General features: G+C 66.1%; 11 protein-coding genes. 4 read left to right on the forward strand and 7 right to left on the reverse strand.

Features of this window, described 5'->3' with window-relative positions; translation table 11 throughout:
* Positions 1 to 385 precede the first annotated feature (385 nt).
* The gene (can, locus tag OGL92_RS21485; RefSeq protein ID WP_263147784.1) at positions 386 to 1,030 is read right to left on the reverse strand and encodes a carbonate dehydratase; all 645 of its coding nucleotides are present in this window, start codon (positions 1,028 to 1,030) and stop codon (positions 386 to 388) included.
* A gap of 197 nt (positions 1,031 to 1,227) precedes the next feature.
* On the opposite strand from can, the gene OGL92_RS21490 reads away from it, so the two are divergent.
* The gene (locus OGL92_RS21490) at positions 1,228 to 1,644 is read left to right on the forward strand and encodes a serine kinase/phosphatase (protein WP_263147786.1); all 417 of its coding nucleotides are present in this window, start codon (positions 1,228 to 1,230) and stop codon (positions 1,642 to 1,644) included.
* A gap of 115 nt (positions 1,645 to 1,759) precedes the next feature.
* Here OGL92_RS21490 and rimI read toward each other — a convergent pair whose 3' ends face one another.
* From rimI to OGL92_RS21505, 3 genes are all read right to left on the reverse strand, one after another.
* Entirely contained in the window at positions 1,760 to 2,212 is a 453-nt protein-coding gene (gene rimI, locus OGL92_RS21495; RefSeq protein WP_263147789.1) for a ribosomal protein S18-alanine N-acetyltransferase, read from the reverse strand.
* The gene (locus OGL92_RS21500) at positions 2,209 to 3,045 is read right to left on the reverse strand and encodes a hypothetical protein (RefSeq protein ID WP_263147792.1); all 837 of its coding nucleotides are present in this window, start codon (positions 3,043 to 3,045) and stop codon (positions 2,209 to 2,211) included. The genes rimI and OGL92_RS21500 overlap by 4 nt, the downstream gene beginning before the upstream one ends.
* Positions 3,046 to 3,305: 260 nt before the next feature.
* Positions 3,306 to 3,914: a hypothetical protein gene (locus OGL92_RS21505; RefSeq protein WP_263147794.1), complete on the reverse strand. Its 609-nt coding sequence runs from the start codon at positions 3,912 to 3,914 to the stop codon at positions 3,306 to 3,308.
* Positions 3,915 to 4,139: 225 nt separating this feature from the next.
* Here OGL92_RS21505 and mksB point away from each other — a divergent pair, with 225 nt between their 5' ends.
* From mksB to mksF, 3 genes are all read left to right on the forward strand, one after another.
* Positions 4,140 to 5,381 carry an Mks condensin complex protein MksB gene (gene mksB, locus OGL92_RS21510; protein ID WP_263147797.1) on the forward strand — a complete coding sequence of 414 codons (1,242 nt, stop codon included), beginning with the start codon at positions 4,140 to 4,142 and terminating at the stop codon, positions 5,379 to 5,381.
* Between the two features lie 114 nt (positions 5,382 to 5,495).
* A complete protein-coding gene (mksE, locus tag OGL92_RS21515; protein WP_263147800.1) occupies positions 5,496 to 6,188 on the forward strand; it encodes an Mks condensin complex protein MksE in 693 nt (230 codons plus the stop codon).
* Positions 6,185 to 9,001, forward strand: a complete 2,817-nt coding sequence (mksF, locus tag OGL92_RS21520) for an Mks condensin complex protein MksF (protein ID WP_263147803.1) — start codon at positions 6,185 to 6,187, stop codon at positions 8,999 to 9,001. Before mksE ends, mksF begins: the two co-directional genes overlap by 4 nt.
* Positions 9,002 to 9,194: 193 nt before the next feature.
* On the opposite strand, the gene OGL92_RS21525 is transcribed toward mksF, so the two are convergent.
* From OGL92_RS21525 to OGL92_RS21535, 3 genes are read right to left on the reverse strand one after another with little or no spacing between them, the layout of a single operon-like run.
* On the reverse strand, positions 9,195 to 11,492 hold the full coding sequence (locus OGL92_RS21525) for an MlaD family protein (RefSeq protein WP_263147804.1): 2,298 nt from the start codon (positions 11,490 to 11,492) through the stop codon (positions 9,195 to 9,197).
* On the reverse strand, positions 11,485 to 12,105 hold the full coding sequence (locus OGL92_RS21530) for a paraquat-inducible protein A (protein ID WP_263147807.1): 621 nt from the start codon (positions 12,103 to 12,105) through the stop codon (positions 11,485 to 11,487). Before OGL92_RS21530 ends, OGL92_RS21525 begins: the two co-directional genes overlap by 8 nt.
* Positions 12,092 to 12,748, reverse strand: coding sequence for a paraquat-inducible protein A (locus OGL92_RS21535; protein WP_263147808.1), 657 nt, complete (start codon positions 12,746 to 12,748; stop codon positions 12,092 to 12,094). Before OGL92_RS21535 ends, OGL92_RS21530 begins: the two co-directional genes overlap by 14 nt.
* Between the last annotated feature and the right edge of the window lie 1,009 nt (positions 12,749 to 13,757).

Consider the following 13,757-nt stretch of genomic DNA (forward strand, 5'->3'; position numbering starts at 1 on the left):
GGTGGGCTCGCCGCGACCCTGAAAAATGATGGCGCCATGCTACTGCGGAAGGGCACAGCAGGTCTGTGATGGCCTTCCGCTTTCTTGATCCTTTGTCAACCTAAAGGAGCGACTGAACCTCAATGGGACCTGGAGGCGGCTCAACGGTCCGGTAGAGGCGCCGGGCAAGCAGCCAAGGCGCGGGAACATCGGAGCGCGCCAGGGATGACCGTCGTCTCGGCCTCGCCAAGGCGGGCAGATGCAAGGCGCATGCGGCTCATGCGGGGCCTCCCGGCCCCGGGCGAAATCGCCGGCGCATACGCCCTGGGAACCTCGCTCGCGATCAGGGCCGCGCGTCCAGTCCGCATCGGCCCCTGGTGGCGATGCGAGGGATCATCGGCAGGGCCTAGACTTCCCCGAGCGGCCGCAGGCGGTATTGCGGCGGGACTTGCTCCAGGCCGCTGACGGTGACGTTGAGGTTTTTCCACAGGCCGTCCTTGATCCCGTAGATGCAGCCGTGCACCGACAAGGCCTGGCCCCGGTGCCAGGCGTTCTGCACGATGGTGGTGTGGCTGACGTTGGCCACCTGCTGGATCACGTTGAGTTCGCACAGGCGGTCGACCCGCTCTTCCTCGTTGCCGAACTGCGCCAGGTGCTCGCGCTGTTCGTAGTAGAGGTCGCGGATGGTCCGCAGCCAGCCGTCGATCAGGCCGAACTGGGTGTCGCGCATGGCCGAGCGCACGCCGCCGCAACCGTAGTGGCCGGTGACCAGGATGTGCTTCACCTTGAGCACGTCCACCGCGTACTGGATCACCGACAGGCAGTTGAGGTCGGTGTGCAGCACCACGTTGGCCACGTTGCGATGGACGAACAAGTCGCCCGGCAGCATGCCGACGATCTCGTTGGCCGGCACCCGGGCGTCGGAGCAGCCGATCCACAGGTACTCGGGCGCTTGCTGGCGCGCCAGTTTCTCGAAGAACTCTGGGTCTTCCTGCTTGATGGCATCGGCCCAGCGGGCATTGTTCTCGAACAGCTGTTTCAGGTCGCTCATCGATCCCCATCCTCTTCCGGCGAATGCACCTCACGGAGGGTGCGTCGGCTTTGACAAGCCGCGCCGCCGCGAAGTCACCCGCGCTCGCCGACGACGCGCGCCGCGATCAACGCGCGTCGCCCCCCGGCGGCTAGGGGGAATCTTTTCCCGCGGCGACCAGTCAACCGAACAGACCCCATTCAGAAGAGGTGCCTCCCATGAACAAGCCCTTACCGCCCAAGACACCCCTGCCCATCGACGACACCGAAGACCGCATGGGCTCGATGGAGCCCCTGGATTTTCCGGACGACGAGAACCGTGGTCGCATCGGCGATGACCGCCCGCTGGACGATGTCATGGAAGAATTCCCGCCACGGCGGTTGCGCGAGGCCGGGCTCACCGGCGGTTCGGTGGATGACCACCAGCCGACCGACGACGACCTCAGCCCCGAGACCCTGATCCGCGAGGACGGTGCCCGCTCCGCCCATGAGCGCGGGCATGGCCTGCCGGCGGACCGCGACCTGAGCGTGGTGGACGAAGACGAGATCGGTGGCGGCAACGGCCTGGACGAAGAGGAACTGGCTCGCCAGGACCCCTTGGACTCCTCGCGGGACCGCGATCCTAAGGCGCACTGAGCGGCCTGTCAGCGCAACCAGCCGTCGCCCGCCCAGCCGGTGCGACGGTTTTTTTGTGCGCGCCCGAGGGGAATGAAACCCGCGGGGCTCGCCGGCGATGGCCCAGCCCGACCGGTCAATCCAGCAGGGTGCAGGCCATCACCAGCGCGTCCTCGCGACCGCCCGGCGCGGGGTAATAGTCGCGTCGCCTGCCGATTTCGTTGAAGCCGTAACGTTCGTACAGCCGGTAGGCACTTAGGTTGCTGGCGCGTACCTCGAGGAAGCATTCCCGCGCGTCCCGGGCGTAGGCGCGGCGCATCAGGTGTTCCAGCAGGTGCAAGCCCAGGCCGCGACCCTGGCAACCCGGGTGGACGGTGATGTTCAGCAGATGGGCTTCGTCGAGGATGATCTGGATGACCCCATGGCCGACCTGGCGCTCGCCTTCGAACATCACCCAGCAGTCGTAGCTCTTCAGGCCGTCGAGGAAGATTCCGCGGCTCCAGGGATGGCTGAACGCGGCCTGCTCCAGGGCCAGGACCGCATCCAGGTCGGCTTCGGTCATCGGCCGGAAACTCACCGCCGCGCTCACCGGGCTTCGCCCAGCCAGCGGCGCCGGACCCGGCGCATCGCCTGCCACAGGCTGGCCTTGCGCGCGGGCTCCTCCATCAACGCTTCCAGGCCGGGCAGCGCCCAGACCGGGCCGAGGCCGTCCACCTGCAGTTCGCGGTCGAAGGCTTCGGCATCCGCCTCGCCGGCGAAGCGCACTGCCGGCAATCCCACCAGCCACAGGCAGGCGCAGGCCGGCCCTTCCTCCATCCGCGCGGCGACGAAACCCTGGACGAAATCCCGCGCCGCGTCGGGGCCCTGGTCGAGGGTGCCACGGGTCAACAACGGCCAGCGCACCGGTTCGCCCAGCAATTGCGGGCTGTCCGGCAGGCCGGCGGCCCGCAGCAGGTCCTTCAGCAGCAGGTAGGCCGGATCGCGACTCTGGAACCCGTCGCCGGTGGGCAATTCCACCAGCAGCAGGCAGGCGCCGGCGCGCAGCAGTTGCAGGGCGAAACGCGGCGGCGCGACCTTCGCAGGAGCGGCCAGGGCCGGGGCTTCGGCCTCGACCGGGGCGGGGGATTTCTTTTCAGCGGGACGCGGCAGCTCGGGCCTCGTCCGCAGCTCCGCGGGTTTCTCGCCGCGAACGGCCGCCTCCACGGGCTCGCCCGGCGTGACTGTCGGGGTATCGCGAGGGGCCACGCCGGCTTCCCGCGCGGAGGCGCCGCCGGCGATGGCCGGGAGCCTCGGCTCGTGCGCGGGGGCGGGCGCCAGCAGGGCCGGGCGCGAAGGCGCGGCGAACGGCAGGGGCGTGCGCGGCAACCAAGTGGTGACCTGCATGGCGCTCAGGTAGGCGCGGCGGCGGCTTTCTTCGATCAAGCGGAATACCTGTGGAACGAACCCTGGTCGCCGCCGATGGCGGGCGACCCCGGCGGGCATTGTGGCCGGAAACGCCGCCAGCGGAAAGGCGCCGTCGCCGCCAGGCCCGCGCACCCGCCCGAGCGGAACGCGCGCGGCCTCCACCGAGGCCGGTGAGAGGCGGGCCGCCGTGGGGCGGCTTAAACACCGGGTCGGGATGCGCATTCGGAGTGCCTTGAGCACGCCACCTCATGGTCTTGCTCGCCCGGCGGCTCGTCGAACTAGCCCCGACGGAACAGCCCGATCAGGTGATCGGCGATCACCGCCTTGATGGCGTTCAGCTCCAGCTGGGACAGGGTACCCAACTTGGCGGCGTCGATCCGGTGCAGGTGCAGCGAGGGCATGCGTGCCTCGTATTCGCGCAGGTCGCCCTTGATCAGCACCGGCAGGAAACTCTCCCCGCGCGCCTGGTAACGCTGGATCAGCAGCTTCAGGCCGTCCTGGAACGGCAGCTCGCGGGAGGCCGCGAGCGGATGATCGCCGGGGATCTTCAGGTAGAGGCCGTGATAGCCCATGGTCTCGCCGGGCAGGATGTGGATGCCGGTAGGCTCCACCGCATCCGCCGGGATGTTCTGGAAGGTGTCGTGCCAGGCCTGTTCGTCCGGGAGGATGGTGATGAACCCGTGGTCCTCTTCCGGCACCACCAGGCTGTAGTTGCTGTAGAGCTTCTCGACGTAGCCCGAGTAAATGCACAGGCGGTTCTCGAAGCGCTGCAGGAAGGCGATCGCCTCGCGCCGGTCGGTGATCGCATCCAGGTCCCAATCGAGGTCGTTCTGGCGTTGCAGCTCGGCCCAGCGGGCATCGGCGTATTCGGCGGAATCGGAAGACATGGGCGGCGACCGCGGGGTAAACCCCTTTCGAGGCAGAAAACATGCCAGCGGCCGATGGCCGGTGAATCCCCGCATGCCCTGTGGGGGTTTCCGGCCAGGCGCGGCGCAAGGGCGCATTCTGCCGCGTTTGGTCACCCACGTGCAGGGCTTCCGACAGGGTACGAGGCGAAAACGTCGGTGTGCAGTACAATCGCCGCCCTCCATCACGCATCAAGACCGGCCTCGATGATCGAACCCAAGCGCGTGTTGCGCGCCCTCGCCGAACACTGGACCCTGCTCGAACCCCTGTGCGAACGCTTCGACACCGGCACCCTGAGCCTGGCCGAACTGCGCATCCAGCTCGGCGCCCAGCTACCCCAGGGCAATGCCACCGACATCACCGCCCTGCTCGACCAGTGGATTCGCCTGGACATCCTGGTGCCGGTGGCGAAGAGCCCGAACCGTTTCGAATTGAACGCACAGATCCACGATTTCCTCGCCTACCTGCGCCGCGAACACCGCCTCGGCCTGTGCCTGGAGATCGAGGCCTACCTGCGCCACCTGGAGCGCCTGGCCGGCTATATCCAGGACGCCTTCGAGGTACGCGACGGCAACGACCTCGCGCGCCAGTTGCGCCTGCTCGACATGCGCGTGCGCGACGTGCTGAAGAAGCTCGCCAACGACGAGCAGGCCCTGGTCGGGGTCGCCGAGCGGGCCAAGACCAGCGACCGGCAGATTCCCCTGCGCCAGCGTTACGCCGAGGTGCTGGCGACCTGGGACGAGTATGTCGAGCCGATGATCCAGCTGGTGGCCGCCGATGGCGCCTTCGAACAGGGCGTGCGCCGCGTCGAGCAGGTGCTGCTGCGCTTGCTCGGCGAACAGCAGCGCCTCGGCCACCTGGTGGACGACGACCTGCTGCTGCGCACCCATGCGCGCATCCTGGAAATGCAGACCACCGCCCAGCTCACCCTGCGCCGCGCCCGCGAACTCTTGCTGCCGCTGCGCGAGGAAGCCCGCCGGCACAACGCCGTGACCCGTGGCGCCGCGCTGGCCCTGGCCGCCATCCGGCGCAAGGGCCTGGACGCCGTGCCGCAGGCGGCCATGCCGCTGTTCACCCGGCCACAGAGCACCTTCCTCGGCAGCGCCTCACAGGTGGAAGCCTACGTCTACGCCCTCGCCCGCTTCGAGCCGAAACCCGCGCAGTTCCCCCGCGCCAGCGCCACCCGCAAGGGCGAGCCGCCACAGGCGCCGCGCACCGCGCGGGAAATGCTCGAACGCTGCGAAAACGCCCTGCCCCTGCCGGACCTGATGCTCTGGCTGCTGGAGCAGGAACCCGAGGGCGCCACCGACGAATTGCTCTACTGGTTCTCGCGGCTGTCCCGCGACGCCCGTTTCCAGCGCGAACGCCTGGAGCGCCGCGACTACCTCACCCGGGAGCATCAGGTCAGCCTGAGCTCCTTCGCGCTGGTGGCCCCGCACAATGCTTGAACCTCGCGCGGGCTGGACGACGCCCTGCGTGTCCACCGCCCCCCAGCACCTCGAACCTTCCGGTGGAAAACGCTGCGCGGTTTTCCACCCTACGACCGCCTGCGAGCATCGCGTATGAACATCGACCTCAAAGAACTCACCCAGCTGGCGCCGATCTTTCGCGAGCTGTTCAAGGGCTACCACGTCAGCCGCCGCGACCCAGAGCTCTACACCCAACTGTCCAGCCTACAGGACGCCTATCGCGCGCTGTTCAAGGCGCTCGGGTTCGAGCTGGTGTGCGACACCCGCGGCTTCTACTACTTCGTCCCCGAGCAGATGGGCGCGCAGGTGAACAAGACCGCCCAGCGCCTGGCGCTGTTCACCTTCATCCTCGTCGAGCACCTTGCCGACCAGGGCCGCGACCCGCTGGCGGTGCTGGACGGCGGCAGCCTGGGCCGCGACGAGTTGCCGCCGCTGCTGGAGAAATACCGTGACCTGTTCCTCCAGGCCGAGGTGACCAGCCAGGAAGAACTGGAAGAAAAGATCATGCGCCGGCTGGTCCAGCTCGGCTTCGCCGCCGAGGACAACGGCGTCTACCGCTTCCTCCCGCCGATGCACCGTTTCCTCGACGTCTGCCTCGCCGTTCAGCAGGACCGCGACCTGGCCGCCACGCTGCACAGCGACCTGCCACTGCCGGCACCGGTATTGGCGGACGACGACGGCGACGAGGATGAGGTGATTCGCCTCGACGAACCCGAGCCCGACGAATCCGAAGAAGACGCCCTGGCCCGCGCCATCGCCGCCGAGCGCGAGGAGACCATTCGATGAATCAGGAACGCTACGGCATCCGCCGCTTCGCCTTGCTCAATACCGCCGGCTACAGCCTCGGCATCTTTCCCCTGGAACACCCGCTGTCGGTCTACGGCGCCAACAACCTGGGCAAAAGCGCCTCGATCAACGCGCTGCAATTCCCGATCCTCGCGCGCATGTCCGACATGAGCTTCGGCAAGTACAGCCTGGAGCAATCGCGGCGTTTCTATTTCGCTTCGGACACCAGCTATATCCTCGTCGAAGTCGCCCTGCCCCACGGGCCCCATGTGATCGGCGTGGCCGGGCGCGGTCCGGGCGGCGGGTTCGGCCACCAGTTCTTCGCCTACGCCGGCGAACTGAACCTGGACCATTACCAGCGCAACGGCACCTGCCTGCGCCAGCGCGAGCTGTTCGCCGCGCTGGAGCGCGACGGCATCAAGGCCTACGAGGTGAAGCCCGAGGAACTGCGCCGCCTGCTGGTCGGCGGGCACACCTCGATCTCCCTGGACCTGACGCTGATCCCGCTGCGCTCCACCAGCGAACAAAGCCTGAAGACCTTCCGCGCGCTGTTCATCAACCTGCTGCACATGCGCGAGATCACCGCGGCCAAGCTCAAGCAGCTGTTCCTCGACGCCTTCGAGCACAGCCTGCGCTCGGGCAGCGTCGACTACATCGCCGCCACCGAGGAAGCCTTCCGCGACGTGCGCCGGATGGAAAGCGACTACCAGGCGCTGGTCACCGCCGGGCCGCTGATCGAGGCCCTGGCCGCCGGCGTCGCCCAGCGCGAAACCCTGCGCGGCAAGCTGCATCGCCTGTCGCCGCTGCTGGATACGCTGCTCGGCACCTGGCAGGACTATTCGGGCGCCCGCCGCGAAGAACTGGTGATCCAGGCCGAGCACTACCGCAACGAACAAGACAACCTGCAACACGAGCAACGCGGCGGCACCAGCGAGCTGATGCGCCTGGAGCGGGAAATCAGCGACATCCAGCGCTGGCTCGGCGAGCTCTCGGCACTGAAGAATCGCTTCGCCCTGGTGGACGACGCCCAGGTGCTGGAACAGCAACTGCTCGCCGCCAAGGACGCCCACGACGAGCTGGCCGGCGCCCTGGCGCAGTCGCGGCAGTTCTCCAGCGAGGACCTCCACGAGCGCCTGAGCGACCTGGAAAAACGCCTGAAGAGCGTGAAGCAGCAGTTGGAGCACGCCGACAACAACAGTTACTCGCGGCTGCGCGAGGAGTTCTCCCAGCAGGACGTCGACCGCCTGATGCGCCTGTTCAACGGCCAGTTGTTCGGCTTGCCGCTCGGCGAGCAAGGCATCCAGCTGGGCGAGGACGACGCCTGGGTGAAATCCCTCGAGGCGCTGCTGGACGGCTTCAAGGGCGAACGTTTCGAAGTACCGGGCCTGTCCATCGACCTGTCCCATATCGAGCCGCCGGCCTTGCAGGCCCTCGCCGACCGCGCCGCCTTGCGCGACCAGAAGGATCGGCTGGAGCGCGAGCTCAAGCAGTTGCGCACCCAGCAAGCGGTCGCCGCCGACCGCGCCGCCAGCAAGGCCCAGGCCGATGCACTGTACCAGGCCGTGCTGGACGCGCAGAAAGCCCTGGAGGACTTCCGCCGCAGCCAGACCCTGGCCGCCGAGGAACCGGCGAAGCTGGAACGACTGGCGCGCCACGAAGCGGTGCAGGACGAACTCAAGCGCGCCAGCGACGCCTTCACCGAGCGGGTGCAGCAGTTGTCCGCCAAATTGCAGCTGATCGCCCGCCAACTGGGCGACCTGGAAGCCAAGGAGCGTACCCTGGAAGACGCCCTGCGCCGGCGCCAGCTCCTGCCGGCCGACCTGCCTTTCGGCACGCCCTTCATGGATCCGGTGGACGACTCCCTGGACAACCTGCTGCCGCTGCTCAACGACTACCAGGATACCTGGCAGGCTCTGCAACGCATCGATAACCAGATCGAAGCGCTCTACGCCCAGGTGCGCCTCAAGGGCGTCGCCAAGTTCGACAGCGAGGACGACGAGGAACGTCGCCTGCACCTGCTGATCAACGCCTACGCGCACCGCCAGGACGAAGCCCTGACCCTGGCCAAGGCGCGCCGCGCCGCGGTGACCGACATCGCCCGTACCCTGCGCAACATCCGCAGCGACTACGACAACCTGGAACACCAGCTGGCGCTGTTCAACCGCGAGATCAACAAGCGCCAGGTCTCCAACCTGCAGAGCTTCCGCATCGTGCTGGCGCCGAACAAGGACGCGCTCAAGCACATCGACCAGATCATCCACAGCGCCGGGCAATACGAGGAAGGCGAGACGCTCTCGGTGTTCGACCTGCAGCAGAGCGGCGACCAGGACGCGAAGAACGAGGAAGCCAAGGAATACCTGGCCCGCCTGGTGGCGGCCAATCACAACCAACTGGGCTTGAAGGACCTGTTCGAACTGGCCTTCGAGATCACCAAGGTGGGCGGCCAGCCGATCATCCACACCGACATCGACGGCGCGGCGTCCAACGGCACCACCATGACCATCAAGGCGCTGACCAACATGTACCTGTTGCTGCACCTGATGGATCGCGAGCAAGCCGGTCGGGTGCGCCTGCCCTACTACCTCGACGAAGCGGCGGACATCGACGAGCGCAACCAGCAGGCGCTGATCGAGACCAGCTTGCAACTGGGCTTCGTGCCGATCCTGGCCAGCGTCAAGCCGCAGGTTTCGGCCCACGTGGCGATCGACCTGGAAGGCGGCAGCGGCCCCAACGGCATCTACATCGACGAAGCGGACTGGAAGTACATCAAGCGCCGCGAACCGGCGAAGGACGACAGCGGCGTCCCGGCCTGATGGGCCGGGACGCAGGAAGCAGTCGGTCAGGGGTCGGTTAAGGCGCAGGCCGGTTCGAGCGCGCCGCCCGGGCGCGATAAAGAAGCCTTACTGGCGCGACATCAGCGGGACGTGGCGCCTCGTAGAGGGTCTGGCGAAAGGGCCCTGGCCGGACGAGCGCCGACCCGGGCGCCAAAGGGCGCCCAGCCGACACTCAGGGCTTGTCCAGGGCGATCTTCGGCGCCCACTTCAGCCACTCCTCCTCGGCCTCTTCATAGAGCGCGAAGGTCTGGCCCGGGCGAGCCGGCCCGCCCATGGTGGGGTTGTCCGGGGTAGAGAAGCCTATCCCGCCTTCCAGCAGGGCTTCCAGGGAGTCGGTGCGGACCTTCGCCCCCCTGAACAGGCCGAAATCGAAACCGATGCCGCTGGCGTTCCAGAATCGCGTACCGGTGCGCACCAGGGGCGCATAGCGCGGCTCGATGAGGATGTGTACCAGTACCCGGTCCGACGTCGGCCCCAACTCCAGCCGGGTGACCTTGCCCACTTGGATCTCCCGGTAAGTCACCGCCACGCCCGGCTTGAGCGACCCCTTGCGTGGAGCGCTGAGCACCAGGCGCAGTCCCTCCTGGTCGCGGGTTTCCAGCAGCGGCGGCTTCTTCAAGGCGACGAAGCGGGTCTGCGCCTTGCCCGGTCGGCTGGCCGGGCGCACTTCCAGGTACTGCCCGCTGACCAGGGTGTCCAGGTTGGCGGTGCGCGCCAGGCCCAGCTCCGGCTTCACCACCCAGAAATCGCTGCCTTCGCGGGCAATGCGGTCGCTCGCCTCGACGAGGCGCACCTCCAGGTCCACCGCGCTCAGGTCATCGCTGAGCGCCACCCGTTCGATCTTGCCGACCTCCAGGCCCTTGAAGCGGACCGGCGTGCCTTCGCGCAACCCCTCCGCATCGTCCACCCGGATAGTCAGCCGCGTGCCTTTGGCCAGCGCTTCGTTCTCGTCCTTGTGCAGGCTGAAGCGACGCACCCCGGTGATGCGCGCGGCCTTGGGGTCTGGCGTATCGAAGGAGATGCCTCCGGTGAGCAGGGTCTGCAGCGACTCGCTCTTCACCTCGACCCCGGACAACCCACCTTTGAGGGTCACGCCGCTGGCGTTCCAGAAACGCGTGGATTCGTTCACCAGGCTGGCGAACATCGGCTCGATGTGTACGCCCACCACCACCCGCTGGGAATCCCGCGACAACTGATAGCTCTGCACCGAACCGACGCGCATCTGCTTGTACAGCACCGGGCTGCCCACTTCGAGCGAACCGAGTTTTTCGGTGGTCAGCACCAGGTGCAAACCCGGTGCGTCGGTGTTCAGCGGCGGTGCCTTGGCGCGAATGGTGAACTCGCGGCTCGGGGCGCCCTCCTTGGCGAAGCGCACCGCGATGTAATTGCCCTTCACCAAGGCCTCGATGCCGGTGATCCCCGCCAGGGAAATCGAGGGCTTAACCAACCAGAACTCGGTGCCTTCGAGCAGGAAATCCTCGGTGCGTGGCTCCATGGCCAGCTCGGCGGTGGCACTGGTGAAGCTCTTGTCCATGTCCAGCTTCTTCAGGATGCCGACCTGCACGCCGTTGTACATCACCGGGGTGTTGCCCGGGCTGAGGCCGCCGACCTCGTCCATGTGCAGGCGTACCCTCACGCCGGTGTCGGCCGCATCGAAGCCTTCGTACAGGCGGAACGGAATGGAAGGATCGGTGGGTGGGCTGTCCTGGCGATGCTCGGGGGTGGCGAATGCGATGCCGCCGGCCAACAGGCTGAGCACGGACTCGGTGCGGATGCGCACACCGGACAACCCCGCGGAAACGTCTAGCCCGCTGGCGTTCCAGAAGCGCGTGTGTTTGCGCACCAAGTGCGCATAGGCCGGCTCGATGTGAACCTTGATCTCCACGGTCCGCTGGTCTTCGGCCAACTGGTAGCTCTTGACCTGTCCCACCTGGATCTGCCGGTAGTACACCGGGCTGCCCTGCTCGAGCGAACCCAGCTTCTCCGCCTTCAGGGTCAGGTGCAGCCCCGGCAGGTTATCCGATAGCCCCGGAGGCTCGGCGAGCGCCGTGTAGGTTCGCTCGGGCTCGCCCCTGACCGGATCGATCGCGATGTAGTTGCCGGAGACCAGGGTTTCCAGCCCGGTCACGCCCGCCAGGGAAACCCGCGGGCGAACCAGCCAGAAACGGGTCTGCTTGCTCAGGTAGGGCTCGGCCTGCTTGAGCACTTCGACGGTCGCCACGACACCCTGGATGTCCTCGCTGACATGCAGGTCGGTCACCTTGCCGACCTGGATGCCCTTGTACATCACCTGGGTCTTGCCGATCTGGATGCCCTCGCCGTTCTCGAAGTGGATCTCGATCTCGATCCCGGCGGCATTGAAGGCCTTCCAGCCCAGCCAGCCGCCGATGGCGAGCGCGATCAGGGGCAATATCCAGATGGCCGACCAACTGGTGGTCTTGCGTGTCACAGGCGTGGGCAGCTCAGGCATGCTCGTCGTCCATATCGGTGTTGTCCCAGATAAGCCGGGGGTCGAAGGTCACAGCCGCGATCATGGTCAGCACCACCACCGAAGCGAAAGCCGCGGCGCCGAGGTTGGCGCTGACGCTGGCCAGGTTACCGAAGCTCACCACCGCCACCAGGATGGCGATGACGAAGATGTCCAGCATCGACCAGCGTCCGATCCACTCGATGAAGCGGTACATGAGGATGCGTTGCTGGGCCGACATGGGTTGATGGCGCTGCACCGAGAAAAGCAGCAGGCCCAGGCCCACCAGCTTGAAGGTCGGCACCAGGATGCTGGCGACGAACACCACCATCGCGATGGGCAGCATGTCGGCGTGGATCAGTTCGAGTACGCCGCCGAGGATGGTCGAGGGGGAACCGTTGCCGAAGAAATTCACGGTCATGATCGGCAGCAGGTTGGCGGGTATGTAGAGGATCAGCGCCGTCAGCAACAAGGCCCAGGTCCGCACGATGCTGTTCGGGCGCCGCGCGTGCAGGCGTGCCTTGCAACGGCCGCAGCGCTGCGTGTCGGATTCGTCCAGGCGGTTGAGCTGATGGCATTGGCCGCAGACCAGGATCCCGGCGTCAATCGCGCGCATCGGGCTTGTCCTCCAGCGCATCCCAGACCTGATGGGAAGACATGGTCACTTCCAGCCAGACCTGGGCCAGCAGCAAGCCGACGAAACAGGCCAGGCCGACGCCCAAATGCAGCTCGGCCATGTCGAGCAACTTGACGATGGAAACCAGGATGCCCATCAGATACACCTCGAGCATGCCCCACGAACGCAGCCCGTGGTAAAGGCGGTAGAGCAAGATACCCAGATCCCTCGCTGCCGCCTGTCGGATGCTCAGCAACACCGCCAGTTGGCACAGCAGTTTCACCAGCGGGATCACCATGCTGCACAGCAGAACCAGCACCGCGATCGGTTCCATGCCGGAGCGATAGAGCCCGACCACCCCGCTCCACACCGTATCCTGGCTGGCCTGACCCAACATATTGAGCCGCATGATCGGCAGGAAATTGGCCGGGATGTACAGCAGCAACGCGGTCAGCACCAAGGCCAGGGAGCGCCGCACCATGTTCGAGCGATGGACCTGCAACTCGTACCCGCAGCGTGGGCAGCACGCCTTCTGCTCCTCCGCCAACGCCAGACGACGCATCAGCAGATCGCATTCATGGCAAGCGGTCAGCTCTTCCAGCGGCAACTCCGACAACGGGCGCGACCCGGACGAATCAGGCATAGGGCAGCTCATCTGGTTTCGGGCATTCTAGAGGAAGATCAAAAGGCCATCTGCGCCATTCGACATCCCGCCCCCATAAAAAGTGACGGCGGATTTTAGCCAACAGGGGAAGAATGAGCGCCATGGACATCACGTGGATCCTAAGCCAATCGGTGCGGCTTTATCGGCGGCCTCCGCCCAGTGCTTGTCCAGTTGAATGCCCTGGCTCCATTGCCGAACGTGCAGGCTCCTAGGGTTGATATCGGCCTCAGCGTTTGCTGAGTGGGTCAGCAGCTCACCAACGAATTCCGTTGGGGTGAGCGCTGCAGTGTCTGCTCGATATACCTTTTTGCTAAGCCGCAATGCGGATTCTGGCTTCGGCCAACGCGCAGAATCGATGTTCGTGAAAGCATTCGTTCCAAGGGACTTGCCGTTGAAGTGCTAGGTAAAGGCATCCTGACGATGCTTCGTTTAAGTTGAGGTGTAAAAGCTATGCGCGATGCCTTGGCTCTGGAAGTGCCCAAATCCGTACTCAGCTATCGAATTCGCCGGGTACTGCCATCGAGATAGGGACGATCCTTAATGCATCCCATCTATCCGTTGGGGGATTCCCGGCGGTATAACAGCCAACAGTTCTTCAACCACATTGCAGTAGCACTCCCTGGCGATGCTGCAGAAATAGCGTGCCCCAATACACAGGATCCGGGTGGAGACTATGCAGAGAAGGCGAGTCGCTCACTAGCGGCTATCGCTCAAGTGACCGTGGCTGGTGAGCAGCAAGAGGGACGAGGGTTCCACAATTTAGGCTGCCAGCCCCTGTGGCACGGCAGTCGGCCCTTACCAGATGAGGCAACCACCAGCCTACAGTGACCTTTGGCCGCTCGCTGGAAGCGTCTTGAGCCTATGCTGTCGCCAGGATTCATTTATCCCCATCGCAGCCCTTCACGCCTGCATAGGCAAGGCTGTCTGTCGTTCAAGCGAGCGCTTGAAGCCCCCCTGCCCCGCCCACACGCAGGCCAGGCCAGGCCAG

Source organism: Pseudomonas sp. RIT-PI-AD, assembly GCF_025642785.1.
Classification (GTDB): Bacteria; Pseudomonadota; Gammaproteobacteria; order Pseudomonadales; family Pseudomonadaceae; genus Pseudomonas_T.

Coding starts and splice junctions, on each gene's coding strand:
- mksF (WP_263147803.1), top strand. CDS start 6,185: ATGAATCAGGAACGCTACGGCATCCGCCGCTTCGCCTTGCTCAATACC.
- mksE (WP_263147800.1), top strand. CDS start 5,496: ATGAACATCGACCTCAAAGAACTCACCCAGCTGGCGCCGATCTTTCGC.
- OGL92_RS21530 (WP_263147807.1), bottom strand. CDS start 12,105: ATGCGCGCGATTGACGCCGGGATCCTGGTCTGCGGCCAATGCCATCAG.
- mksB (WP_263147797.1), top strand. CDS start 4,140: ATGATCGAACCCAAGCGCGTGTTGCGCGCCCTCGCCGAACACTGGACC.
- OGL92_RS21505 (WP_263147794.1), bottom strand. CDS start 3,914: ATGTCTTCCGATTCCGCCGAATACGCCGATGCCCGCTGGGCCGAGCTG.
- OGL92_RS21490 (WP_263147786.1), top strand. CDS start 1,228: ATGAACAAGCCCTTACCGCCCAAGACACCCCTGCCCATCGACGACACC.
- OGL92_RS21535 (WP_263147808.1), bottom strand. CDS start 12,748: ATGCCTGATTCGTCCGGGTCGCGCCCGTTGTCGGAGTTGCCGCTGGAA.
- can (WP_263147784.1), bottom strand. CDS start 1,030: ATGAGCGACCTGAAACAGCTGTTCGAGAACAATGCCCGCTGGGCCGAT.
- OGL92_RS21525 (WP_263147804.1), bottom strand. CDS start 11,492: ATGCCTGAGCTGCCCACGCCTGTGACACGCAAGACCACCAGTTGGTCG.